This window comes from Paracidovorax valerianellae (assembly GCF_900102625.1).
Taxonomy (GTDB): Bacteria; Pseudomonadota; Gammaproteobacteria; order Burkholderiales; family Burkholderiaceae_C; genus Paracidovorax; species Paracidovorax valerianellae.
This window is the reverse complement of sequence record NZ_FMZC01000009.1, coordinates 63,909-88,252: the sequence shown is the minus strand read 5'-3', so window position 1 is coordinate 88,252 and position 24,344 is coordinate 63,909. Positions and strand designations below refer to the sequence as shown.

At 68.7% G+C, this 24,344-nt stretch carries 18 protein-coding genes; 15 read left to right on the top strand and 3 right to left on the bottom strand.

The window, feature by feature from the left end:
* The first annotated feature begins 10 nt into the window (after window positions 1-10).
* Both BLT03_RS14730 and BLT03_RS14725 read left to right on the top strand, forming a co-directional pair.
* A complete protein-coding gene (locus BLT03_RS14730; protein WP_092744515.1) occupies window positions 11-1,276 on the top strand; it encodes a serine hydrolase in 1,266 nt (421 codons plus the stop codon).
* Entirely contained in the window at window positions 1,158-2,306 is a 1,149-nt protein-coding gene (locus tag BLT03_RS14725; protein ID WP_139160401.1) for a serine hydrolase, read from the top strand. The genes BLT03_RS14730 and BLT03_RS14725 overlap by 119 nt, the downstream gene beginning before the upstream one ends.
* Before the next feature lie 36 nt (window positions 2,307-2,342).
* Here BLT03_RS14725 and BLT03_RS14720 read toward each other — a convergent pair whose 3' ends face one another.
* Both BLT03_RS14720 and recQ read right to left on the bottom strand, forming a co-directional pair.
* Entirely contained in the window at window positions 2,343-3,389 is a 1,047-nt protein-coding gene (locus BLT03_RS14720; RefSeq protein WP_217640167.1) for a hypothetical protein, read from the bottom strand.
* A gap of 23 nt (window positions 3,390-3,412) precedes the next feature.
* Window positions 3,413-5,284, bottom strand: a complete 1,872-nt coding sequence (gene recQ / locus BLT03_RS14715) for a DNA helicase RecQ (protein ID WP_092744514.1) — start codon at window positions 5,282-5,284, stop codon at window positions 3,413-3,415.
* Between the two features lie 292 nt (window positions 5,285-5,576).
* Here recQ and BLT03_RS14710 point away from each other — a divergent pair, with 292 nt between their 5' ends.
* From BLT03_RS14710 to BLT03_RS14690, 5 genes are all read left to right on the top strand, one after another.
* Window positions 5,577-6,545, top strand: coding sequence for a Bug family tripartite tricarboxylate transporter substrate binding protein (locus tag BLT03_RS14710; protein ID WP_092744513.1), 969 nt, complete (start codon window positions 5,577-5,579; stop codon window positions 6,543-6,545).
* Between the two features lie 100 nt (window positions 6,546-6,645).
* Window positions 6,646-7,890, top strand: coding sequence for a CaiB/BaiF CoA transferase family protein (locus BLT03_RS14705; protein WP_092744512.1), 1,245 nt, complete (start codon window positions 6,646-6,648; stop codon window positions 7,888-7,890).
* Window positions 7,887-8,378 (top strand): cupin domain-containing protein, encoded by a 492-nt coding sequence (locus BLT03_RS14700; protein WP_175537767.1) that lies wholly within the window; start codon window positions 7,887-7,889, stop codon window positions 8,376-8,378. The genes BLT03_RS14705 and BLT03_RS14700 overlap by 4 nt, the downstream gene beginning before the upstream one ends.
* Window positions 8,375-9,550, top strand: a complete 1,176-nt coding sequence (locus tag BLT03_RS14695) for an acyl-CoA dehydrogenase family protein (protein WP_092744511.1) — start codon at window positions 8,375-8,377, stop codon at window positions 9,548-9,550. Before BLT03_RS14700 ends, BLT03_RS14695 begins: the two co-directional genes overlap by 4 nt.
* A 100-nt stretch (window positions 9,551-9,650) precedes the next feature.
* A complete protein-coding gene (locus BLT03_RS14690) occupies window positions 9,651-10,562 on the top strand; it encodes a LysR family transcriptional regulator (protein ID WP_092744609.1) in 912 nt (303 codons plus the stop codon).
* A gap of 40 nt (window positions 10,563-10,602) precedes the next feature.
* Here the strand turns inward: BLT03_RS14690 and BLT03_RS14685 are convergent, their stop codons facing one another.
* On the bottom strand, window positions 10,603-11,439 hold the full coding sequence (locus BLT03_RS14685; RefSeq protein WP_092744510.1) for a carbonic anhydrase: 837 nt from the start codon (window positions 11,437-11,439) through the stop codon (window positions 10,603-10,605).
* Window positions 11,440-11,600: 161 nt separating this feature from the next.
* Here BLT03_RS14685 and BLT03_RS14680 point away from each other — a divergent pair, with 161 nt between their 5' ends.
* The 8 genes from BLT03_RS14680 to BLT03_RS14645 all read left to right on the top strand — a co-directional run bounded on the left by BLT03_RS14680 (window position 11,601) and on the right by BLT03_RS14645 (window position 24,310).
* Window positions 11,601-12,665 carry a homocysteine S-methyltransferase family protein gene (locus BLT03_RS14680; RefSeq protein ID WP_092744509.1) on the top strand — a complete coding sequence of 355 codons (1,065 nt, stop codon included), beginning with the start codon at window positions 11,601-11,603 and terminating at the stop codon, window positions 12,663-12,665.
* Between the two features lie 136 nt (window positions 12,666-12,801).
* The gene (locus BLT03_RS14675) at window positions 12,802-14,259 is read left to right on the top strand and encodes a sensor histidine kinase (RefSeq protein ID WP_092744508.1); all 1,458 of its coding nucleotides are present in this window, start codon (window positions 12,802-12,804) and stop codon (window positions 14,257-14,259) included.
* A complete protein-coding gene (locus tag BLT03_RS14670) occupies window positions 14,244-15,623 on the top strand; it encodes a sigma-54-dependent transcriptional regulator (RefSeq protein ID WP_092744507.1) in 1,380 nt (459 codons plus the stop codon). The genes BLT03_RS14675 and BLT03_RS14670 overlap by 16 nt, the downstream gene beginning before the upstream one ends.
* Before the next feature lie 151 nt (window positions 15,624-15,774).
* Window positions 15,775-16,473: a hypothetical protein gene (locus BLT03_RS14665; protein WP_092744506.1), complete on the top strand. Its 699-nt coding sequence runs from the start codon at window positions 15,775-15,777 to the stop codon at window positions 16,471-16,473.
* 73 nt (window positions 16,474-16,546) lie between these two features.
* Window positions 16,547-17,104 carry a hypothetical protein gene (locus BLT03_RS14660; RefSeq protein ID WP_092744505.1) on the top strand — a complete coding sequence of 186 codons (558 nt, stop codon included), beginning with the start codon at window positions 16,547-16,549 and terminating at the stop codon, window positions 17,102-17,104.
* 5 nt (window positions 17,105-17,109) lie between these two features.
* Complete coding sequence (locus BLT03_RS14655) at window positions 17,110-18,426, top strand: MFS transporter (protein ID WP_245711404.1); 1,317 nt, start codon at window positions 17,110-17,112, stop codon at window positions 18,424-18,426.
* A 174-nt stretch (window positions 18,427-18,600) separates the two neighbouring features.
* Window positions 18,601-20,262, top strand: coding sequence for an acyl-CoA dehydrogenase family protein (locus tag BLT03_RS14650; RefSeq protein ID WP_092744504.1), 1,662 nt, complete (start codon window positions 18,601-18,603; stop codon window positions 20,260-20,262).
* Window positions 20,263-20,632: 370 nt separating this feature from the next.
* On the top strand, window positions 20,633-24,310 hold the full coding sequence (locus BLT03_RS14645) for a hypothetical protein (RefSeq protein WP_245711403.1): 3,678 nt from the start codon (window positions 20,633-20,635) through the stop codon (window positions 24,308-24,310).
* Window positions 24,311-24,344 lie beyond the last annotated feature (34 nt).

Here is a 24,344-nt window from a genome sequence, read left to right as displayed (position 1 = left end):
TCTGCCACGCATGCAGCCCATTGCCCTCTCGCGCTTTCGCCTTTTCGTTCTGGCCTGGACCACGTTGCTCCTGGCACTGCCCGCCTTGGCCACCCCTGCTGACGTGGTGGCTCCCGCGCCGTTGGTTGGGTCGGTGGGGCCGGCAGGAGGCACCACCACCGGACCGGCGGCACCACCCTGGGCCAAGGCGCTGCAGCGTGAATTGGAGCGAGTGGCCGCGCACAGCACCGCGGCCTTCGGCGTGCAGGTGCGCGATCTCGACACGGGCCAATCGTTTTCCTTCCATGGCGACGAGCGCTGGTATTTGGCTTCGTCCATCAAGGTGCCGGTGGCCATCGCCGTGCTGCGCGGCGTGGAGCGCGGCGACTACACGCTGGACACTGCCCTGACCCTGCGCGCCACCGATTACGTGGACGGCGCAGGCCCCGCCAAGAACCAGCCGGTGGGTGCGGCCTTGAGCGTGCGCTGGCTGCTGGAACAGATGATCGTCTACAGCGACAACACGGCCAGCGACATGCTCATCGACCTGGTGGGCCTGCGCGAGATCAATGCGCTGGTGCAGTCGGCCGTGCCGGGCGGCTTCGAGCGCATCACGCACCTGGCCGATGTGCGGCGCCAGGCCTACAGCCAGTTCACGCCCCAGGCCCTGCACCTGTCGGGCCGCGACTTCATCGCCCTGCAGCAGCAGCGCACCGAAGCCGACGTGAAGGCCACGCTGGCCCGCCTGCTGCGCCTGCCGCCCGACACGCTGCGCCCCGTGTCGCTGAACGAGGCCTACGAAACGTATTACGCCAGCGGGTTGAACTCGGCGCGGCTCGACGCCTATGCCGAACTGCTGGCGCAACTCGTGGAAGGCCGCCTGCTGGAGCCGCGCCAAACGGCCTATCTGCTGGCGGTGATGGAGCGCGTGAAGACCGGCACGCACCGGATCAAGGCCGGACTACCCACCGGTGCGCGCTTCGCCCACAAGACCGGCACGCAGCGCGCCCGAACATGCGACTCGGGCCTCGTCACGGTGCAGCGCCTGCCGAAAGACAAACGCATCATCGTGGTGGCCTGCACGCGCGGCGAACTGTCCACGGCCCGGTCCGACCGCACGCTACGCCAGGTCGGTGTCGCCCTCTGCCAGTCGGGCCTGTTGTCGGATGGAAAACCCCATGAACCTCCCTGCCAAACCGTGCCGAGCCGCGCTGCGCCCCTTGCTGCCGGTACCGCTGGCCCGGCCGGCCACGCTGGCCCTTCTGGCGCTGACGCTGGCGTGGACGACGAGCCCTGACGGCGCGCACGCCGCTCCGGCCTGGGCCGATGCCTTGCGCCAGCAGGTGGACCGCATCGAGCAGGCGACGCCCGGGCAACTGGGGATTTACGTCAAGCGGCTGGACAACGGCGAAACCTTCGAGCACGCCGCCGACCGCCCCTGGTACCTGGCGTCGTCCGTCAAGCTGCCCATCGCGATCAGCGTGCTGCAGGAGGTCGAAGCCGGCCGCCTGCGAATGAACCAGGAGCTCGTGCTGCAGGCCACCGACAAGGTCGATGGCTCGGGCGCCGTGGTGTGGCAGCCCGACGGCACACGGCACAACGTGCAGTCGCTGCTCAAACGAATGCTGATGGAAAGCGACAACACCGCCGCCAACCTGCTGATCCGCGCCGTGGGCGAAGACCCGCTCAACCAACGCGCCCAGGCGCTGCTGGGCGGCCGCGGCGTGGGCCGCATCACCAACTTCACCGAGGTGCGCTATCAGGTCTATGAGGAAGCGCACCCCGATGCGCGCCGGCTTTCCAACATGGACCTGGTGCGCATCGCCGGCGCCCCCGTGGGCCCCAAGCGCCTGCAGGCGCTGGCGCGCAGCCTCGATGTCGCGGCCGGTGCCTTGAACGTGAAAACGCTGGACGAAGCCTACGACCGGTACTACCGCCACCAGGCCAACACCGCCACGCTGGAAGGCTACGGCGCCATGCTGGAAAAACTGGTGCGCGGCCAACTCGTTTCGCCGGCACACCAGCAGTTGCTCTACAAGGACCTGAAGTTCGACACTTACGACGCCTACCGGCTCGAAGCCGGCCTGCCGCGCAGCGTGCGCTTCATCCACAAGACCGGTACCCAATTCCACCGCGCCTGCCACATGGGCGTGATCGATCCCCAGGACAACGGCCGCCGCGCCATCGTGGTGGCGGCCTGCGCGGAGGGCCTGGACGAGATGAAGGAAGCGGGCAAGGCCTTCGAGCAGATCGGCCGCGCGATCACGCAGACGATGCTGCAGGATCGGCTGGCGGCGAAAGGGGGGCGGCCCGTCGCTGCTCCGTGACGAGAGCGGACCACTGCTTGGGCCGCATGAAACGGTTCAAGGCGCTCGCTGATGGGGTTGAAAAGAACGGGGGGAAAGCTGCCCGAGCGGATGGACACGTGCCCGGAGGTCCGGCTGACACTGGCTCAAACGCGCCGCTTCCATCGCAGCCTGCGCCGGCTCAACGGCCAGCGCGACGAGCGCATACCGGTGCCGCACCAAGCCCCTTCCAGGCCACGTGTCCAATACGCCGTACTCAGCACTACACGCTGAAGCAGCCCTGACAGCCCGCGCTTCGCGCAAGGTCGCATATGCGCCCGCCACCACCGCTTGCAGTGCGGCGGCAGCAGGCTTCTCTGCAAATACTTGCCGCCGCGCGTCCCATTCCAGACGCTGAGCCGACACCTTGTCGGCGACATCGTCGGACGAAGAAAAGAACAGGGAAAGATGCACCGGCGCGCCGCGCATCGGAACCACCACCCGGGAAACATAGGGACCCTGAGGCTCGCTGCGGGACCAAGCGGTCTTCAATAGACCCGACGAGGCCACATACAACACGTGGCGGCGCTTGGGGTGGTCGAAACCGGCGGTCTGCGTTATCAACAAAGCCTGTGCATCGTCGGCTTTTCCGGGCTCCAAAGGAATGGTGCGGGCAGAGACGGTGACATTGCCTTCCTCTTCGCCCGTGGACCAGACCCGCGGTGCAGCACCTGGAGCCGGTTGCGCTGGCGCTGCGTTGGCAGGCCAGTCGAGCGCTATCGAGTCCAGCACGGAAGCGGCCTTGCCGTCTTGGGCCCCGCCCAGCTTGGCCTCACCACGGCCAGACAACAAGCGCACTTCGAACGGGCACGATGCGTTTTGGCAAGGGGCGAGCGAAAGCTCATAGATCGGCTGCCCATTGGGCGCCGGCATGGCTTTGACAGGGAAAGATTCCAGCACTTGTCGGGACGAAGCGCCCTCTGCGAAAGCACACGCAGGCATCGCCACGGCCCACAACGTCGTGCACCCCAGAACCACCGCCTTGCGGATCGCGTTGAAACAGCCCCCGAACACAGCACTGTGGCCAGCGACGAACCTTTGCGATCGCATGAGAACCATGGGCATAGGCCGCTGCTTCAACCGGGCGCTCAACCCGCTACTTCACCCTGGCTGCAAACCCGCAGCACCTCGGCCCCATACGCCTCCATCTTCTTCGCGCCCATGCCGCTGATGCCTTGCAGATCATCGAGGGTGGACGGGTTGCGCTCGGCGATGGCGGCCAGCGTGGCGTCGTGGAAGATCACGTAGGCCGGCAGGTTGTGCTCGCGGGCGACCTCGGCGCGCCAGGCCTTGAGGTTGATGAATCGCACCTGCGCGTCCGGGCCGAGGTTGGCTGCGGCGGCCGGTGGCGCGGTGCTGCGGCGTGTGCGTTTGGCGGGCGTGGCGGCGGTGGATTCGCGCAGTTGCACCGGCGTCTGGCCCTTGAGCACGGGGCGCGAGCCGTCGGTGAGGCTCAGAGTGTCGAAGCTGTGGCCGCTCTCCAGCATGACCTTGTGCAGGCCCACCGCGCCAGTGGCCAGCAGTTGGCGCAGCACGCCGCGCAACTGGGCTTCGGAATAGTCCTTGCCCAGGCCGAAGGTGGAGAGCTTGTCGTGGCCAAACTGCTTGACCTTCTCGGTGTCCTTGCCGCGCACGATGTCCATGATGTGGCCTGTGCCGAAGGTCAGGCCGCTGGCTTCGTGCACGCGGTAGATGGTGGACAGCAGCTTGCGGGCGGCGTCCGTGCCGTCCCACACCGCTGGCGGGTTGATGCAGTTGTCGCAGTTGCCGCAGGGCTCGGACGGCTCGCCGAAATAGCCCAGCAGGCGCACGCGGCGGCAGTCGGTGGCCTCGGCCAGGGCCAGCAGTGCGTCCAGCTTGCCGCGCATGACCTGCTTGAATTCCTCCCCGGCCGGGCTCTCGTCGATCATGCGGCGCTGGTTCACCACGTCCTGCAGGCCGTAGGCCATCCAGGCGTCGGCCGGCAGGCCATCGCGGCCGGCGCGGCCGGTTTCCTGGTAGTAGCCCTCGATGTTCTTGGGCATGTCCACGTGGGCGACGAAGCGCACGTCGGGCTTGTCGATGCCCATGCCGAAGGCGATGGTCGCCACCATCACGATGCCTTCTTCGCGCAGGAAGCGGTCCTGGTTCTGCTGGCGCACTTCGGGCGGCAGGCCCGCGTGGTAGGGCAGTGACTTGAGGCCCGCATCGACCAGCGCGGCGGACATTTCCTCGACGCGTTTGCGCGACTGGCAATAGACCACGCCGGCATCTTCGGGGTGCTCGCGCTCAATGAAGCGCAGCAGTTGGGCAAGCGGTTCTTTCTTCTCTTCGATGCGGTAGCGGATGTTCGGCCGGTCGAAGCTGCTGACGAAATGCTGCGCGCCTTCGAGCTGCAGCCGCTCCACGATGTCGGCCCGCGTGAGGGCATCGGCCGTGGCGGTGAGCGCGATGCGCGGCACGCCCGCATAGCGCTCGTGCAGCACGGTGAGCGCGCGGTATTCAGGCCGGAAGTCGTGGCCCCACTGGCTCACGCAATGCGCTTCGTCGATGGCGAACATCGACAGTTGCCCGCGCTGGTGCAGGCCGTCCAGCAGCTCCAGAAAGCGCGGCGTGGTCAGCCGCTCGGGCGCGGCGTACAGCATGGTGATGTCGCCGCGCGCCACGCGCTTTTCCAGTTCCTGGGTCTGCTGCCAGTCGAGCGTGGAGTTGAGGTAGGCCGCATCCACGCCCGCTTCGTGCAGCGCGCCGACCTGGTCGTGCATGAGCGCGATCAGCGGCGACACGACGATGGCCACGCCATGGCCCGCATCGCGCCGCACGATGGCGGGCACCTGGTAGCACAGCGACTTGCCGCCGCCCGTGGGCATGAGCACCAGCGCGTCGCCGCCGGCGATCACGTGCTCGACGATGGCCTGCTGGGGGCCGCGGAACTGGTCGTAGCCAAAAACGTCGTGCAGAACGAAATGCGCGGGAGACAAACTCGAATACTCTCTTTTTGATAGCTGCCAGCGCCTGATGGATAAGCGCTGAAGGCCAATTGAATGCTGGTATTTTCGCCGTGGCAATGCACGAAGCATCGGCGTGCCAGGCTGGGAAAGGCGCTTATTGTGCGCCGGGCCGACGGCTCAGCCGCGGTGCCGCATCTGCCGACGATTCGCAAAACGAATGGATCGCTCCGTTTATTCAATTGGACGCGAATGGCTGCCGCCGACAAGATGCCTTCAGCCCCGGCCACAGGGGCACGGCCTACCGACCCAGGAGACAAAAGACATGAAGCATCTCATTCCAGCCCTGCTGGCAGCCTGCGGCATCGCCGCCGCCATGCCACCCGCCCAGGCCCAGCAGCCCTACCCTAATGCCCCCATCACGATGATCGTGCCGTTCGCTGCCGGCAGCGGCACGGATTCGGTCGCGCGCACCGTGGGGCAAAAACTCGCCGAGCGGCTCAAGCAGCCTGTGCTGGTGGACAACAAGCCCGGTGCCAACGCGCAGGTGGCAGCGCAGATCGCCGCCAAGGCCAAGCCCGACGGCTACACGCTGTTCATGACGACGAACACCTCGCACTCGGCCAACCCGGCGCTGTACAGCCAGCTCAAGTACGACCCGATCAAGGATTTCACGCCCATCGCCCGCGTGGGCGAGTTGCCGTTCGCACTGGCGGTGCACCCGTCGGTGCCGGCCAAGACCCTGGCCGAGCTGATCGACTACGCCCGGGCCAATCCGGGCAAGCTGAGCTATGCCACGCCCAACAGCACCTCGCTGGTGGCGATGGAAAGCATCAAGCACATCGCCCAGGTGGATGTCTTGAGCGTGCCCTACAAGTCCAGCCCGCAGGCCATGACGGACCTGGTGGGCGGGCAGGTGCAGGTGTACGTGGCCGACCTGGGCTCGGGCAAGAGCATGCTCACGAGCGACAAGGTGCGCACGCTGGGAATCACCACGGTGCAGCCCTCGCCGCTGCTGCCGGGCGTGCCGCCCATCGGCCAGACGGTGAAGGGGTTCGACTTGACCTCGTGGAACGGCATCTTCGGCCCCGCCGGACTGCCGCCCGCCGTCGTGAACCGCATCAACACCGAGCTGCAGGCCGTGCTGGCCGAGAAGGACACGCAGGACAAGCTCGCGCAGATCGGTTTTCAGGTGTGGCCCAGCAAGACGCCGCAGGAGTTCTCGACTTACGTGGCCGACCAGTTGGCCCACTGGCGCACGCTGATCCAGCAGGCCCGCATCCAGCCTGAATAGAGCCAATCCCTGAGGCGCTGCGCGGCGCAGCATCCGCTCGCCTGGGCGGTGCCCTGCTGAAACGGTCGCCGGCTCTTTCTCCAGCGCCAAGGAACACGATATGCAAGAGACACCTTCTACCGCTCCAGGCAGCGGCCCGCTGGCAGGCGTGCGCGTGCTGGACCTCACCTCGGTGATCATGGGCCCGTTCGCCACGCAGATCCTGGCGCAGCTGGGTGCCGAAGTCATCAAGGTCGAAACGCCCGACGGCGACAACATGCGCCATGTCGGCCCGATGCACCACGCGGGCATGGGCCACATCTTCCTGCACGCCAACGCGGGCAAGCGCAGCATCGCGCTGGACCTGAAGCACCCCGAAGGCCGCGAGGCCGCGCTGCGCCTGGCCGAGGGCTGCGACGTGCTCATCAGCAACGTGCGGCCGCAGGCGCTGGCCCGGCTGGGGCTGGACCACGCCGCGGTGAGCGCGCGCAACCCGCACATCATCCACGTCAGTTGCTGCGGCTTCGACCAGGACGGGCCCGACGCCGCCCGCCCCGCTTACGACGACCTGATCCAGGGCGCCACCGGCGTTCCATGGCTGATGCAGCAATACGGCGCGCCCGAGCCGGCCTATGCGCCCACCACACTGTCGGACCGGGTCACCGGCCTGCACGCGGTGTACGCGGTGACGGCAGCGCTGTATGCGCGCGAAAAAACCGGCATGGGCCAGGCCATTGTGGTGCCGATGTTCGAGGCCATGGCGCAGTTCATCCTGGGCGACCACATGGCGGGGCTCACCTTCGATCCGCCGCGCGGCGACCCGGGCTACGCGAGGCTGCTGACGGCCCACCGCAAGCCTTACGCCACGGCGGACGGCATGCTGTGCGTGCTGATCTACAACGACAAGCACTGGCGCAGCTTTTTCGCGGCCATTGGCGAATCGCAAGGGCTGGCGCGAGACCCGCGCTTCGCCACGCACAGCGCACGCGCCACGCACATCGACGCGGTGTATGCCGAGGTGGCGCGCATCCTGCGCACGCGCACCACGGCCGACTGGCAAGCCCTTCTGGACGCGGCCGACGTGCCGAACATGCCGATGAATTCACCGGCCGATCTGCTGACCAACGCGCAGCTGCGCGCCACCGGATTTCTGCACGACAGCGTGCACCCCACCGAAGGGCCCATGCACGCCATGGCCCACCCCACGCGCTGGTCGGCCACGCCGCCGGCACGCACGCAGGCCCCGGCGCCGCAGTTGGGCGAGCACACGCGCGCCCTGCTGGCCGAAGCCGGTTACAGCCCCACCCACATCGAAGCCCTGCTGGCGCAAGGCGCCTGCCGTGCCGCCACCGGAGAACCCGCATGACACAGACCGCCACATCAACGCCTACCTTCACGCCCATCTCCACGCCGAACGCACCGCCCTCGCGCTACCTGGTGCGCACCGCGCAGGTGCCCAGCTACCAGCCCGCCAACCACCACCACACCTTCAATCAGCGCCTGATCGGCCCCGAGACCGTGGGCGCGCAGCAGATGGAAGTGCTGCTGGGCACCCTGCACAAGGGCGGGGGCGCCCTGCCCCATGCGCACCCGGGCATCGAGCAGGCCTGCTACCTGCTGGAAGGCACTGCCCGTGCCGAAGTGGCCGGCGAGGCCTTCGACATGCTGCCCGGCGACATGTGCTTCTTTCCGGCCGATCAGATGCACGTGTTCACCGTGACCAGCGACACGCCCGTGAAGCTGCTGGTGATCTACAGCCCGCCCTACGGCGAGTCGCCCGACAAGGTGATCCGCCCTGCCGCCGCCACCACTCCCGTTCCTGCGACCACCAACCCACCTGCTGCTGACGCATGAACTTCGCCCTGTCCCCCGAACACGCGCAGATCAGGGACGCCATCGAACGCGTGTGCGCGCCCTTCGACGCCGACTACTGGCTGCGCCGGGACCGCGAAGGCGGCTTTCCCGATGACTTCCACCGCGCGCTGGCCGATGCGGGCTGGCTGGGCATCGCCATGCCCGAGGCCTACGGCGGCGCGGGCCTGGGCATCAGCGAAGCGGCGCTGATGATGCACACCATCTCGGCCACCGGCGCCGGGCTGTCGGGCGCGTCGGCCGTGCACATGAACATCTTCGGCCTGCACCCGGTGGTGGTGTTCGGCACCGAAGCGCAGAAGGCGCGCTGGCTGCCGCCGCTGATCGCGGGGCAGGACAAAGCCTGCTTCGGCGTGACCGAGCCCAACACCGGCCTGAACACGCTCAAGCTCAAGACGCGCGCCGTGCGCAGCGAGGGCGGGCGCGGCGACCACTACGTGGTGCACGGACAGAAGGTGTGGATCAGCACGGCGCAGGTGGCCAACAAGATCTTGCTGCTGGCACGCACCACGCCGGTGGAGGAATGCACCGGCACCGAAGGCCTGAGCCTGTTCTACACCGACCTGGACCGCAGCACGGTGGAGGTGCGCGAGATCGACAAGCTCGGCCGCAAGTGCGTCGATTCGAACCAGGTGTTCATCGACGGGCTGCGCATTCCGCTGGAGGACCGCGTAGGCGAGGAAGGCAAGGGCTTCAGCTACATCCTGCATGGCCTGAACCCCGAGCGCATCCTGATCGCGAGCGAGGCCGTGGGCCTGGGCCGCGCGGCGCTGGCGCGCGCCGCGGGCTATGCCAACGAACGCGAGGTGTTCGGCCGGCCCATCGGTCAGAACCAGGGCATCCAGCACCCGCTGGCGCTGTCGTGGATGGAACTGGAGGCCGCGCACCTGATGGTGCAAAAAGCTGCCTGGCTGTACGACCAGCACCTGCCCTGCGCGGCCGAGGCCAACGCCGCCAAGTACCTGGCGGCCGAGGCCTGTTATCACGCCTGCGAGCGGGCCATCTTCACCCACGGCGGCATGGGCTACGCGAAGGAATACCACGTGGAGCGCTACCTGCGCGAGTCGTGGATACCGCGCCTGGCGCCGGTCAGCCCGCAGCTCATCCTGTGCTTCATCGCCGAGAAGGTACTGGGACTGCCGAAGTCGTATTGACCGGCCAGGGCGCGGCGCATTCGCGGTGGTGGTGCGATGCAACGCAACGCAACGCAAAGTGCTGGTCAACCGCGAACAGCGCGCTGGCATCATGGCCGCCATGAAACTGCATTTGCTGCGCTACTTCGCCGTGCTGGCCGAAGAACTGCATTTCGGCCGCGCCGCCGAGCGCCTGGCCATCACGCAGCCGCCGCTGAGTTCTGGCATCAAGGCCCTGGAAGACGAGCTGGGCGTCAAACTGTTCGAGCGCACCAGCAAGCAGGTCGCGCTGACGCCTGCGGGCCACGCGTACCTTGCCGAGGTGCGCGTGGTGCTGGACCGCGTGGCGCGCGCTGGCGAAACGGCCCGCGCCGTGGCCGCCGGGCAGCGCGGTCGCCTGGACATCGGGTTCACCGGCTCCATGGTGTACCGCGACATGCCTGCCATCGTGCGGGCCTTCGGCGAACGGGCACCCGGCATCGAGGTGAACCTGCGGGAGATGTCTTCGGGCGAGCAGCTCGAAGCGCTGCTGCACCGCCAGCTGCATGCCGGCTTCATCAACACCAGCGTGGTGCCCGACCGGCTGCGCAGCCTGCCGCTGGCCGAGGACCATTTCGTGTGCTGCCTGCCCGAAGACCACGCCATGGCAACGGCGCCCGCCGTGGACCTGCGCGCGCTGGCGGCCGAAACCTTCGTGATGTTCTCGCGCGACGTGGCACCCGCCAACCACGACAACGTGATCGCCCTCTTCCACCGCGCCGGCATTCACCCCCACACGCGCCACGCCACGCGCCAGTGGCTTACCGTGGTCGCGCTGGTGGCGCTGCGAATGGGGGTGGCGCTGGTGCCCGCCTCCATGGCACAGGCCGCTGTAAAAGGCGTGCGCTTCGTGCCCATCGCGCATCTTCACCACCCTACGGTGGGGGTGCTGGCATGGCATGCGGACGCGGCGGTGCCTGCGCTGCAGGTTTTTCTGGAGGTGGCGGCGACGGCGGCGGTGGCGTCATCCCGCCAGGAAAGCGCGGACAGCTGATTGCCGAAGGCAAGGGGCGGCTCGCAGGCCGCCCCATCTCTCAGCGGCTCTTCAGCAGGAACCGGCGGTGCAGCGGCTGCAGCGGCCGTGCATTGAAGGGATACACGCGCTCGAACGCATCGATCTGCGCCGCAGAGACTTGCAGGGGCGCCTTGAGCACCACCCAATCCACGGTTTCGGTGCACGGCGGCGTCGTGAGCGAGCCCTCGTAGCGGAAGAAGCGGCGGTGCTTCTGGACCGGCAGAAAGACGCTCGCCTTCACCGAGGCGTTGGCAACCGGCTGGGTCTGGCCTTTGCCCTTGGGCATGGCATCCAGCACCCGCTGGAAAGCGGGGTTGGCCTTGCCCGTTTCGAAGAAGATCGCCAGCACGCCCAGTGTGCCGTCCGGGCCCTGGTGAACGATGTGGGCTTCCATGGGGAACCGGCGGCCATTGAGCAGGTGCTCGCTGGGGTGGTGGAAATGGATCTGCAGCGCGGCGTAGTCGCGGCCTCCGGTGCGCATCGTTCCCCCGTTCGGGAGGTCCAGCTGGATGGAATGCCCGGTATTGCGCACCGCCATCGGCACCGCCCGGTAGTCGAGCAGCAAGGGGCCCAGATCGGCCGAAACCGCATGCTGCAGATCGACCGGGCTGTTTTGCTGCCCGCTGCCGCACAGCGCGTTTTCCTTGGCCAGGTCTGCCCAGTGCTCGGCCCCCTCCGGTCCGGTGTAGCCCCACTCATGCCCATCGTGCTGCGTGGTTTCGTGCGATTCGACCGGTGCTGCGGCAGGCAGCTCTGGCGTCTGCGCGCCGCTGGCCCCTGCCCAGATGGCTGCCACGCAAAGGCACAGGGGTCGAATCCGGCGCATGAAAGAAGGCTGGGCGTAGTGAAGGGGCATGGGGAACTCCGAAGAGCAAGAAGGCATGAATGAAGAAAGCCAGGTGAAGCGGGTCGCTCCACCAGATCGCCATGTTACTCATCCATACATTTATCCAAGCTCTGGCACGTCGCCATGCCCCTGCCGCAGGCCAACCCCGCCGCGGTTCTTACAATTCGGCCATGCAGCAGATTACCTACACCCGCGGACAGCAGTTGCCTGAAATACTGGCCCGACGCATCGCCATCCTCGACGGTGCCATGGGCACCATGATCCAGCGCTTCAAGCTGGGCGAGGCCCAATACCGCGGCGAGGGCTATGCCGGCCCGGACGGCACGGGTGACCGGTTCAAGGACTTCCCACGCGACGTGAAGGGCAACAACGAGCTGCTGAGCCTCACGCGGCCCGACGTGATCCGCGACATCCATGAGCGCTATCTGGCGGCCGGCGCCGACCTGATCGAGACCAACACCTTCGGCGCGACCACCATCGCGCAGGAGGACTACAAGATGGCCGACCTGGCGCGCGAGATGAACCTCAAGTCCGCCCAGCTGGCCCGCGCCGCGTGCGACAAATATTCGACGCCGGACAAGCCCCGCTTCGTGGCCGGCGCCCTGGGCCCGACCCCAAAGACCGCCAGCATCAGCCCCGACGTGAACGACCCGGGCGCGCGCAACGTCGATTTCGAGCAACTTCGCGCGGCCTACTACGAGCAGACCGAGGCGCTGGTCGAGGGCGGTTCGGACGTGCTGCTGGTCGAGACCATCTTCGACACGCTGAACGCCAAGGCGGCGCTCTTTGCGATCGATGAGTATTTCGAAGCGAGTGGCGAGCGCCTGCCGCTCATCATCAGCGGCACCGTGACCGACGCGTCCGGCCGCATCCTGTCGGGCCAGACGGTGACGGCGTTCTGGCACAGCGTGCGCCATGCCCGCCCGCTGGCCGTCGGCCTGAACTGCGCGCTGGGCGCCACGCTGATGCGCCCCTACATTCAGGAGTTGAACCGCGTGGCGGGCGACACGTTCATCAGCTGCTACCCCAACGCCGGCCTGCCCAACCCGATGAGCGACACGGGCTTCGATGAGACACCCGAGGTGACGAGCCGTCTGGTGCACGAATTCGCGGCCGAAGGGCTGGTCAACATCGTGGGTGGCTGCTGCGGCACCACGCCGGACCACATCGCGGCCATCGGCCGGGCCGTGGCGCCCGTGCCGACGCGCAAGCTGTTCTACCCCGAAGCGGCCTGAGATAAGCACATTCGCGGCGCTTTTTCGCGTCGCGCAAGGTGGCGCTGTGAGGGCCACGTAGCGGTCACGCCGCTTTCCTACCGGGCCGGCGGCGGTTCGCCCTTACGATCCGCCGTCCCCACTCCGATGGCCTGCCGTGCGGTCCTTGCGCATCCAATTGCTTCTTTTCTGGGCCTTTCTGCTCGCCGCCTGCGCCTTGGTCGCCGCGATCATCGTGGTGCTTTACCAGACCGGCTCCGGGGCCCAGGTGGCCGCGAGCAGAACACGGGCCCTGCAGGCCTGCGAGGACATCGCTACACGCTACGCCAAGTCGGTGCCCACGGCGGCGCCCGAGGCGCCCCAGGCCGATCTGCTGCGCGTGCTGCTGCATGTGGTGCTGCTGGAGGTGCCGCAGGTGGAGGGCGGCGTGTGGAGTGCCGGCAGCGGCATGCTCGCCTATGCCTATCCCACCTACGAAGGCAGCGGCGTCAAGGCCGATGTGCCGGCCGCCGAGGCACCGCTGATCGTCGAGCTGGCTAAGCAAGCCGGTAATGCGGGCCAATCCGTGGTGAACCTGGTGCGCGGCAGCCGCGAAGTGCTGATCGTCGCGGCCTGCCCGCTGTCCGCGCACCCCGGCACCGCCGTGTGGACGATGACGCGGGCCCATGCCGGCGCGATCGCCGCGCAGGAAACCCTGCGCATCGGCATCGCCGTGCTGGCACTGCTGGTGGTGGCGTCGGGTGCGTGGCTGGGCTGGATGCTGCTGCGCGGCCTGCGCCAGGTGCGCCGCCTGGAAGGCGCGCTGGCGGACGCACCGGCCGATGCGGTGCCTCGGCTGGAGCGCACAGGCATTCGCGAGCTGGACCGCGTCGTCGATGGCGTCAACGCCTTCGGCACCCGCCTGGAAGAGGCCCGCGCCCGGCTGAAGGAGGCACTCGCCCAGCGCCACCGCGACCTGCGCCTGACGGCCCTGGGCCGAATGACGGCGTCGGTGGCGCATGAAATCCGCAACCCCATCGCCGCCATGCGCCTGAAGGCCGAAAACGCCCTGGCTGCGCCGCCCGCCCGCCATGCCGATGCATTGGCCGCCATCGTGACGCAGATCGACCGGCTGGAGGGCCTGGTGCAAAGCCTGCTCTCGCTGGTGCAGCCTTTGAATCTCAGCCCCGTCACCGTGCCCCTGGGCCCGTGGCTGCAGGAGCGGCTGGACACGGCCCGGCCCGCAGCGCAAGCCCGCGGTGTGCGGCTGGCACTGCAGGGCGATGCTGCGGCCGAAGCGCGGTTCGACCCCGTGCATGCCGCCCGCGCCATCGACAACCTGCTGGACAACGCGGTGCGCCACGCACCGGCCGGTGGCCAGGCTGTGCTGTCGGTGCAGGTGGACGCCGCCCGCGCCCTTTGCACGTTGGAAGTCGAAGACGACGGCCCGGGGGTTCCCGAAGACTTGCAGGCGCAGCTTTTCGAACCCTTTGCCACCGGCCGCGCCGATGGCAACGGGCTGGGGCTGGCCCTGGCCCGCGAAGTGGCGCTGGCCCACGGCGGAGACCTGCATTACGCGCCGCGCGAAGGCGGTGGCGCTCGTTTCATTCTGGAGTTGCCATGGCACGCCTCTTAGTCGTCGATGACGACGCTGCCTTCCGCGAATCGCTGGTCGAAACCCTGCAAAGCCTGGGCCACGAGGTGCATGCGGCCGATGGCGGCGAACAGGCTTTGCGCCGGGTGGAAAGCCACCGCTACGGCGCCATCTTCCTGGACCAGCGCATGCCCGGCATGGACGGCCTGCAGACGCTGGCGGCCCTGGCCGCGCGCACGGTGCGGCTGCCGCCCGTGCTGGTGCTCACGGCCTATGCCAGCGGCTCCGGCACCATCGAGGCGATGCGCCTGGGGGCGTTCGACCATCTGACCAAGCCGGTGAGCCGCGCGGCGGTGGCCGAGGTGCTGGAGCGCGCCTTGCGCTCCGAGGCCGACGCCAGCACCACGGCGGCCGCGCCAGCAGCGCTGCCCGACGCGCAGGAGGACGGCGAGCTCATCGGCATCAGCGAGTCCATGCGCGAAGTGCACAAACGCATCGGCATGGCGGGCGCCAGCGACGCGCCCGTGCTGATCGAAGGCGAAACCGGTACCGGCAAAGAGCTGGTGGCGCGCGCCCTGCACCGGCACTCCGCGCGCGCGGCCGGTCCGTTCGTGGCGGTGAACTGCGCCGCGATCCCGAAAGAGCTGCTGGAAAGCGAACTGTTCGGCCACGTGAAAGGCGCCTTCACCGGCGCGGCAGCCGAGCGGCCGGGGTGCTTTCGTGCGGCCGATGGCGGCGTGCTGCTGCTCGACGAGATCGGTGACATGGCGCCGGAAGTACAGGCCAAGCTGCTGCGTGCGCTGCAGGAGGGCGAGGTGACGCCGCTGGGCAGCCACCGGCCCGTGAAGGTGAACGTGCGCGTGCTGGCCGCCACGCACCGCGACCTGGCCGCCGCAGTGCAGGAAGGGCGCTTTCGCGAGGACCTGCGCTACCGGCTGGACGTGCTGCACATCGTGCTGCCACCGCTGCGCGAGCGCCTGGCCGACATCGTGCCGCTGGCCGAGCACTTCCTGCGGGGCGCCGCGGCGCCGCAGCCCGCCAAGCGCCTGTCGGCAGACGCCGCACGCGCGCTGCTGGACCACGCCTGGCCCGGCAACGTGCGCGAATTGCGCAACGCCATGGAGCGCTGCAACGCGTTGCAGCGCGGTCCGGTCATCGGGGCCGCCGACCTGGGGCTGAAGGCATCGCCGGGCAAGGCGGATGGCCGCGACAGCAGCGCTGCCGATGGCCTCTTGCCCGCTGCCTGGCTGGAAGGGTCGCTGCCCGAGGCGGTCGAACGGCTGGAACGCTGCATGCTGGAACACGCGCTGCAGCAGGCACAGGGCAACCGGTCGCTGGCGGCACGCCGCCTGGGCATTCACCGCCAACTGCTTTACAGCAAGCTGTCGCAATACGGCATCGAATGATGGCGGGGGTGTCTTCAAAGCGGACAAGCTGTCGCCCATCCACCCACACGGAACGCCCCACACAACACGCAAGCCTTTGATTCATAAGGGTTCTTGCGTTGGCACGCGTCTTGAGAGAGTGAAGGCATCACCACTCGAAAGGATGACTTTCATGACGCTCCACTCCCTGCTTCGCACCGGTCTGATCGCCGCCGCACTGGCCGCTGCCAATGCCCACGCACAACTGCCGCCCCCCGCCCCGCCAGGAGGTCCCGGCCCCCTGGCACAGGCCCCCGTGGCCGAGCAGTCGGCGACCGCAAGCGGCCGGCTGCAACGCTGGCTGCCCAACCCGAACGGCGAAGCCGATGGCCTGCTGCTGCAGGACGGCACGCAGATCGCGTTTCCACCCCACCTGTCGGACACGCTCACCGCGTGGCTGCACCCCGGCGACCCGGTGGAAGTGACGGGCTCGCACCGCCCCGACGCACCGGTGCTGCGCGCCGAAACCTTCCAGTCGCAAGGCCGCACGGTGCAGGACACGCCGCCCACCCCCGGCCAGCGCCCCCTGCCGCCCCAGCGCGAAGCCCTGGCGCCGCTGCAGGCCAACGCCCGCGTCGCCCAGGTGCTGTTCAACAGCCGCGGCGATGCACATGGCCTGCTGCTGGAAGACGGCGTGGTCGTTCGCTTTCCTCCGCACATGGGCGCGTCGGTCGCAGCCCTGCTGAAGCCCGGCGCCACCGTGGCAGTGCGGGGCTGGGGCACCCGCAATGCACTGGGCACCGGCATGGAGGCGGCTCAGATGGGCGCCACGCCGGACACCCTGCAGGACATGCTGGGCGGCCCGATCGGTGCCCCCGCCCTGCGCCCATGACGCGCCCCTGGCCGGCGCTGCATCGCGCTTGCCTTCCTTCCATGTTCAGCATTCAAAGAAAGCACCTAACACCATGAGCAAGCCCTACGAAACCATCGAGGTCTGGACCCTTGAAGGCCCATTCCAGCACGCGCTGTACAGCCCGCGCGGCGACATCGAAGGCGTGATGATCGACGTAGACGGCGTCCCTGCGCAGTTCGTCTTCGGCAAGCACGACGACCGCGCCGTGCGTGCCGTCGAAGCCCTGCGCGCCGGCCAGCGGCTGGTCGTTGACGGCACGGTGGCGGCGCCCCCGCCCCACGGAGAGGCGGCGCACGAGGTGTACGCCTTCGAGCGGCTGGCTTCCATCGACGGAAAGCCGTTCTCGCCGGACGATGCCCCCCGCGAGGTCAAAGGCCGCGTCGCCCGCATCCACCACGCCCGCCATGGCGAACCCAACGGCGTGGTGCTGGACACGGGCGACTTCATCCACACCCGGCCCGACGGCTATGTCCACCTGGCCCTGAAGCCAGGCGACGCGGTGACCGCCAGCGGACCCGCACGGCCGCTGCGCGGAAACGCCGAGGCCCACGTGATCGAGGCGCACACCGTCAACGGCCAGGCCGTGCCGGCCAAGCCCGCGCCCCGGTAACCGCCATGGCCACCGTGCACACCGTCCCGGGCGCCCTCTCTGCGCCCCATGCCGCCACCGCCGGGGTGTCCCTGACCGCCCTCGCCGGGATGGCGTTCTTCATGGCGGACGTGCGCGATGGCCTGGGGCCGTTCCTGGCCACCTACCTGCAGACGCAGCGCATTGACCAGACGATGATCGGCATCGTGCTGTCCGCCGGGGGGCTCGCCGCCATGGCTGCCACGCCGCTGGCAGGCGCCTTGGCAGACCGCACGCGCGCCAAGCGCGCCCTGGTGGCCGTCTGCGCATTGATCGTTCTGGGCGCGAGCGCCGCCGCGTTCCTGACGCGGTCGCCCGGCGTGCTGGTGCTGTCGCAGGTGCTCACCGGCGCGGCCGGGGCGGTTCTGGCGGCAGCCCTGGCGGCGATCACCCTGGGCCTGGCGCGCAGCCAGGGCCTGCGCCACCAGACGGGCCGCAATGAGGCCTACAGCCACGCGGGCAACATCGTCTCCGCACTCGGCGCGGCTGCGCTTGCGCACTGGATGGGCGCACCGTGGATGCTGGTCGTGATGACCGCCATGGCCGTGGGCGCGCTGGCGTGCCTGCGAGCGATCCGGCCCGGCGACATCGACCATGTGGCCGCGCGGGGCGGCGAAGCGGCGAGCACGCCGCCCGTGTCCACCTCCGTTAACGCCAACGCAACCGCCGCCGTGGCGCCGGAGGGTTGGCGTGCCTTTCTGGGCCACCGTGCCCTTTGGTGCTTCGGGCTGGCCTGCGCGCTTTTTCACCTGGGCAACGCCGCCATGCTGCCGCTGCTGAACCAGCGCCTTGCTGCCACGGTGCCCGGATCGTCCCCGCTGTTGTGGACAGGCATCGCCATCGTCGTCGCGCAACTGACCATGGTGCCGGTGGCGCTGTGGGTGTCGCGCAGCCGGCGCTGGGACCTGGAGGTGTTCGTCTATGCCGCCATCCTCGCGCTGCCAATTCGCGGCGTGATCGCCTGGGCCATTCCGGACGCCTGGGCCAACATTCCCGTGCAGGTCCTCGATGGCCTGGCTGCCGGCGCACTGGGCGTGGCCACGCCGCTGATGGTGGAGCGCTACGTGCGGGGCAGCGGCCGCTACAACACCGCGCTGGGGCTGGTGATGACGCTGCAGGGCGTGGGCGCGGCGATCAGCCCGGCCGTCGCCAACAGCATCGTCGGCACACAAGGGCATTTCGGGCTGGCCTTTGCCGTGCTCGCAGGTTGCGCGGTGCTCGCCCTCCCGGTCTTCTGGCTGGCGCAGCGGGCTGCTTCGACGAGGCCCATCCCCGCAGCCGCCGCGCGCCCGGCTGCGGCTTGAGGCGACGCCATCTCGCCGTTTTGCGGGTTGGCTGACGCGGGCGCCCAGCCCTGCCTGCCGTCAGAGGTTCGAGACGCAGGCTTGCCCTGGCGGCGCACGCGCGCCACCATGCGCATTCTTTCGCGGCACGCCGTGCCGCCTCGGAGCCACCTGCCAGAAAGGAAGACTGCTGCCATGGCCCACGCCACGCATGAGGTGTTTAACCAATTCAACGAGATCGCCGACTACGATCTGCTCGCCACCGACGCCGCGCTGCAGGAAGCCCTGTCGCGGGCCGGAGCCGAAAGCCGGTTGCCCGCGCTGGGCGCCTATGCCCGCCAGCTGGGTTCGGCCGAAACCTACGCCCTGGCCGAGCAGGCCAACCGCCACACGCCCGCGCTGCACCGCTTCGACAGCCGGGGCCGGCGCATCGACCGGGTCGAGTTCCACCCCGCCTGGCACGCGCTGATGGCGCTTTACCGCGCGCAGGGCCTGGTATCGATGCCCTTTGAAGACGGTGCGCAGCCCGGCCGCTGGGCCGCCTGGGCAGCGGGGTTCTACCTGCACGGGCAGGTGGAGCAGGGCACGCTGTGCCCGGCCACCATGACGCAGGCCGCCATTCCCCTGCTGCGCCGCGAGCCAGCGCTCTGGACCCTGCTAGGCGAGCGGCTGCACAGCCGTGTCCATGACCCGCGCGACGTGCCCGTGTCCGAAAAATCCAGCGTCTGGCTCGGCATGGGCATGACCGAAAAGCAGGGTGGCTCGGACGTGCGCGCCAACACGACCGTCGCCATGCCCATCGGCGCGGGCGGGCGTGGCGGCGAATATCGGCTCAGCGGGCACAAGTGGTTTTTCTCCACCCCGCAAAGCGATGCCCATCTGGTGGTGGCCCGCACGGGCGAACGCGGCCCGTTCGCCTGCTTCTACGTGCCGCGCTGGCGCCCGGACGGCAATCTGAACGGCGTGCATGTGCAGCGCCTGAAGGACAAGGTGGGCAACCGCAGCAACGCCAGCGGCGAGGTCGAGTTCCAGGACGCCTGGGGACTGCTGGTGGGCGAGGAAGGCCGGGGCATTCCCACGCTGATCGAAATGGCCTCGTACACCCGCCTGAATTGCGTCGCCGGCAGCGCCGCCATCTTGCGGCAGGCCACGGTGCAAGCCCTCGCCTATGCCCGCCGCCGCCACGCCTTCGGGCGCGCACTGGCCGAGCAACCGCTGATGCGCACCGTGCTGACCGATCTGGCGCTGGAGAGCGAAGCCGCCTTGGCGCTGCTGATGCGCCTGGCCGAAGCGTTCGAGCATGAGGATGACAGCCCCTTGCAACGCGCCTGGAAGCGCGTGATGACCCCGGCCGCGAAGTTCTGGGTGTGCAAGCGCGGGGTGGAACTGTCGGGCGAGGCCATGGAGGTCTTCGGCGGCAACGGATATGTGCAGGACGGTGTGATGGCACGCCTCTTTCTTGAGTCGCCCGTGAACTCGATCTGGGAAGGCTCGGGCAACGTGATGTGCCTGGACGTGCTGCGCGCCCTGGCGCGTGAACCCGAAGCCGCTTCGGCACTGCTGCAGGACTTCGCCGACGCCGCGGCTGGCGAGCCGAGAATCCTCGCCGCGCTCCAGCCGCTCGAAGGCCTGCTGGCCCTATCGCCCGAACAGCTGGAGTCCCTGGGCCGCCAGCTCGTGCAGCGCCTGGTGCTGATGGCGCAAGCCTGCCTGCTGCGCCGCCATGCGCCTCAGGCGGTGGCGGATGCCTTCGCGGCCACCCGGCTGGAGGATGGCGGCGCAGGACGCGTCGTGGGCGCCATCGACACACGCGCGGTGAACACCGGCAAGATTCTGGAACGGGCGTTTCCGGTGTGATCCGCCCCGCGGCGCCCTTCGCGCCATGGCGCGCGGCTTCGCGCGGCCGCCCGGCGCGCTGCCAGCGCTGCCGCAGCATGCGGCGGCATCCGCCACGGCCAGCTGTTGGCCTCTGCGCCACCCGTCCGCAAAACGCCCCATGCTCCCCATCCCCACACGCCCCTCTTCCCCCTCAGCGCGACCGGACGTTTCCGGCGAACCTGCAGCACCTGAGGCTCCAGGCCGCGCGCCTTCGCGCTCTCCATCGCCCCGCCTGCGGCACGGCACGCTGTCCTCCCGCCCAGGCACGCCCGCGCCGCCTGGCACGCTGATGGCGCCACGGCTCCCCGGACCTGGCAGGTCCAGCTCCAGTGAACGACTGCAAGCCCTCATGCGCCAGCAGGCCAAAGAGTTCGGCATCGAGATGGATCGGGATTCGGACTCAAACTCGGACTCGGATTCCGACGCAGGCTCCGAGGCAAGCTTCGACGTCATCGTGGACGACGGTGCCCTCCAGGCCGCACGCCAGGCCCGAATCGCCGAACTCACGCAGGCCCTGGCAAAGGCACGCACGACCGAAGCCTTGAACGCCATGGTGGCGCAAGCCGTGCAAACGGCATGGCAAGCGGCGCAAAGCAGCCCGCTGCCCACCGGCGAGGACATCTCCAAGGCCCTCCAACCCAATTACGACAATCGCATCAACGGCTTCATGGGAGCCAAGCAGGTCATCCGGCGCCTGGAGACGGCAGCGAACGCCTGGGAGGCCGCAGTGGAGCACCACCAGGCCGCGCTGTCTGCCCGCGACCTGCTGCTGCCCCATGCGGGCCCTGACGTGCTCGACTACCAGCTATTGCAATTGGAGGCGGTGGCCTACCGGTTGCGCGCGCAGGAAAAAGCCCTGGGCGGTCTTTTGCTGCCGCTGCAATTTCCCTATTCGCGAGCCGTGGGCAAGACCCGCACCCAGAACGAGGCCGCAGGCCGCCTGCGCGAGGCCTGTGCCCTGCGCGAACGCGAGTTCCTGCATGTGCTGCCCTCGAATGTGGCGGACATCGACGCGGCGCTCCGCCAGCAGCTGGCGGGCATCGGTCCGTCGATGAAGGACCTTTTGAACAACGTCAACCCCAGTGGCGAGTTGAAGAGCACCGCCGCCCGTTCAGCGCCGCCGGGCAGCCAGGCCAGCCAGCCCGAGGCCATGGACGAAGACAGCCTGACGCAGTACGTGCAGTCTTGCGTCGCCCTCGAAGCAGCAGCGCAGGGCTTGCTGTCGGCCTGGGCGCAAGCGCCTGGTGGACCGATTGCCGAGGCGGCCCAGATTGCCAGGGCCATGCTCACCCCTCAGGCCCGGGAAACCCGTGCAGCCCTGCGGCGGGAAGCCGCACTGACCAAAGCCATCGATTCCTTGCTGGTCGGGGAGCAAAGGCTGCCAGGCCGAGCCAGCGCAGGGCAGGACACCACGCCACAGGCGCCCTGGCTGCCCATGTTGAAGGCGTTCAACGACCTGAACCGCGCTTTGCAACGGGCGGACAATGCCGAGCGCCTGCTCCAGGACCATACCGCGCAGTGGAGCGCCGCACAATGCGAGGCCTCGCGGAAGGTCATCGATGACCTGCAAACCCGTATCGCCACCGCCCGGGAGGACTCATCGCAACAAGGCAGCGCAGCCCTGCACCAGACGCTCGACCACCTGATTCAACAGGGCATTGGCATGCTGCAGAGGACGCGCGGGGAGGTCGGCGATGGCCAAGCCGAAGCCCGGGCCGCGCTGCCCGGCTTGGCCACGGCAGCGCGGCATGCCCTGGCGGAGTTGCGGCAATCCAAGGTACACCCCCGCATCGCCGCCCCTTCGCTGGAGCAATGCCGTTGGGTATGCACCGCTGTCGCCCAGGCTTGCGACGACATGGCCCAGGTTCCCGAAACTCTGGCCGAGACGCAGCAACACGCAGCACGCCTGCAGGTAGCCGAGCAACGGGCGCGGCAGGCAGCCCAAGGGGCACTGGCTCCCGCGATGCACCAGCTGGCCGACCTCTGCGGCGCTGCCCGCACGGACACGCTGACCGCGGCGGCTGCCATGCAGGCGCAGACCGCCCGCCAACTGGAGGCACGGGCCGCCACGGAGGCGCAGGCTGCTGGCAAGCTCCAGGCGCAGCGTGAAGGCACCCTGCAGGCAGCCATGGCGCCGGTGCTCATGGCGCTGGACCAACGGCCACGGCCTGCCGCCGATGCACAGACCTTGCCCACCCATCCATGGCCGCGTCACGCCGACGTTCTGGATCCGTTGAACCGGGGACTGCGCGCCGCGCGGGACGCACAAGCCACGCTTGACGGTCATATCGCGTCGTGGAGCGACGAGCAGCGCCAGGAGTCGAGCGAGGCCATCGGCGCGCTGCAAGCACGCATCGCCGCTGGTGGCAAGGCCGCGCTCGAGGGCGCGATTTCCGACCTGCACCGGGCTTTCGAGACCATCTGGCGCGCCGGGGCGCAAATGCTTTCGGCGGAGCCAGCGGATGGGCCGGAACCCACCGTGGCGTCCTCCCTGGCTGACCAGGCCCTGGACGCAGCCCAAGGCTTCCACCGCGCGCTCCAAATTCCTCTCGAGGGGAGGCCCCTGCTGGAACACCAGGTGGTCGCGTTCTTCGCCAGGGCCTTCGGCCCCCTGTCCAAGGCCGGGGAAGGGCTGCGCATGCCGCTGGGCACTCCGGCCGAGGCGTTGGCGCGCGCCGCGCTGCTGGAAACCGCCGCCAAGCAGGCACGGGAAGCCGCGCAAACCGGATTGACGGCTCCCCTGCAGCAGTGGGCGCTCTGGTGCGAAGGCCTGCGCACGGATGCCATCGGCGCTGCCGTGCTCCACGACATGAAGGCGATCGATACCCTGTGCGAAGCCAGCGACGACGCCCTTTCCGCTGCGGTGTGGCAGCTCAGCGATCGCCTTCTCGCAACGCATGAGCTGGTTTTCGACCTGCCTTTCCAGGTCACAGCCGAGGGCTCGTTGACTGTGGCGGCTCCCGTGGCGCCGGCTGCCCCTCCGACGCCTGAAGAAGACCTTGACATGGCGAAGAACGCAGCCGCCATCGCGCAGCGTGCCACCGAACTGCGCGCCGGCCTGCCGAAAACGGTGCCGCCCGGTGCGCTGCCGGAGATGGCGCGGGACTACCAGTCCTCGCGCAACCGGCTCAGCGAGATGGCCTACGCGGCCCGGGTGGCCTCCGGCTTGCTGCCGCTCTTTCACGAGGCCTCGCAAGCCATCGCCCAGGCCTCCGTGGCTGAACGGCCCCGCATGGCCAACCAGTTCGCCAAAGCCGCACTGTCCTACCACCAGGATGCGACCGACGCCCTGAGCGATTACCTGGAAGCCAGCCTGCGCCTGCAATCGCGCAGCGAACGCCAGTCGGCCGCCATCGACGGCGCGAACGTGCGCCAGAGCGAACGGCTGGTGACGCTGATGCAGCGGAGCCTGGAAGGTCTGGGCCATCTTCTGGAGTGCCGGAAGATGGCGATCGACATCCATGCCCGGAAGGCCAGCAGGCACCGCGACGTCAGGGATGGCCTGATGACCATCACCAACCGGTATGAACGGGCGACCCAGAAAATCGACGACAGCATGGAGCACATGGCGCAGCGGCTGGACGTGGAAAGCCAGCTCCCGGACTATGCAGACATCGCGAACGCTGAGAAAGCCAATGTCATGGGCGCGTTCGGCATGCTGATATGGCGGGGCAAATTCGAAAGCAGCATCGTTCAGGCCCAGTTGGCGTCCGATTGGCTAGCGAGGTTCCTGGGGCCGGACCAGGCGCTGCGCACGGCCTCGGACCTGACCGGCTGCACCGAGTTGATCGACTTGCTCCACCTCAGCCTGTCCGAGCAGAACACCTTCGCCCTCAAGCAGGTTCGCGACGACAGCAACACGCATCTGGTTCGGCAGATGCTCAAGGTCTCGCTGGATTGCATGCAACGGCTAAAGGCCTTCGAAGCCCGGATCGGCGTTCTTAGACAGGCGCTGGCCGCCACCCCTGTCGCCACGGCGTCTTCCAGCGCCACACCGCAGAAGACACGCCAACGCCGCAGACGCTGACGGGAGACCGGTGGGCAGTCGGGCGGGCGTTGCC

What these genes read in the sequence shown, in the direction of transcription:
- BLT03_RS14730 (WP_092744515.1), top strand. Translation starts at nt 11, where the DNA reads ATGCAGCCCATTGCCCTCTCGCGCTTTCGCCTTTTCGTTCTGGCCTGG.
- BLT03_RS14725 (WP_139160401.1), top strand. Translation starts at nt 1,158, where the DNA reads ATGAACCTCCCTGCCAAACCGTGCCGAGCCGCGCTGCGCCCCTTGCTG.
- BLT03_RS14720 (WP_217640167.1), bottom strand. Translation starts at nt 3,389, where the DNA reads ATGCCCATGGTTCTCATGCGATCGCAAAGGTTCGTCGCTGGCCACAGT.
- BLT03_RS14710 (WP_092744513.1), top strand. Translation starts at nt 5,577, where the DNA reads ATGAAGCATCTCATTCCAGCCCTGCTGGCAGCCTGCGGCATCGCCGCC.
- BLT03_RS14705 (WP_092744512.1), top strand. Translation starts at nt 6,646, where the DNA reads ATGCAAGAGACACCTTCTACCGCTCCAGGCAGCGGCCCGCTGGCAGGC.
- BLT03_RS14700 (WP_175537767.1), top strand. Translation starts at nt 7,887, where the DNA reads ATGACACAGACCGCCACATCAACGCCTACCTTCACGCCCATCTCCACG.
- BLT03_RS14695 (WP_092744511.1), top strand. Translation starts at nt 8,375, where the DNA reads ATGAACTTCGCCCTGTCCCCCGAACACGCGCAGATCAGGGACGCCATC.
- BLT03_RS14690 (WP_092744609.1), top strand. Translation starts at nt 9,651, where the DNA reads ATGAAACTGCATTTGCTGCGCTACTTCGCCGTGCTGGCCGAAGAACTG.
- BLT03_RS14685 (WP_092744510.1), bottom strand. Translation starts at nt 11,439, where the DNA reads ATGCCCCTTCACTACGCCCAGCCTTCTTTCATGCGCCGGATTCGACCC.
- BLT03_RS14680 (WP_092744509.1), top strand. Translation starts at nt 11,601, where the DNA reads ATGCAGCAGATTACCTACACCCGCGGACAGCAGTTGCCTGAAATACTG.
- BLT03_RS14670 (WP_092744507.1), top strand. Translation starts at nt 14,244, where the DNA reads ATGGCACGCCTCTTAGTCGTCGATGACGACGCTGCCTTCCGCGAATCG.
- BLT03_RS14665 (WP_092744506.1), top strand. Translation starts at nt 15,775, where the DNA reads ATGACGCTCCACTCCCTGCTTCGCACCGGTCTGATCGCCGCCGCACTG.
- BLT03_RS14660 (WP_092744505.1), top strand. Translation starts at nt 16,547, where the DNA reads ATGAGCAAGCCCTACGAAACCATCGAGGTCTGGACCCTTGAAGGCCCA.
- BLT03_RS14655 (WP_245711404.1), top strand. Translation starts at nt 17,110, where the DNA reads ATGGCCACCGTGCACACCGTCCCGGGCGCCCTCTCTGCGCCCCATGCC.
- BLT03_RS14650 (WP_092744504.1), top strand. Translation starts at nt 18,601, where the DNA reads ATGGCCCACGCCACGCATGAGGTGTTTAACCAATTCAACGAGATCGCC.
- BLT03_RS14645 (WP_245711403.1), top strand. Translation starts at nt 20,633, where the DNA reads ATGCGCCAGCAGGCCAAAGAGTTCGGCATCGAGATGGATCGGGATTCG.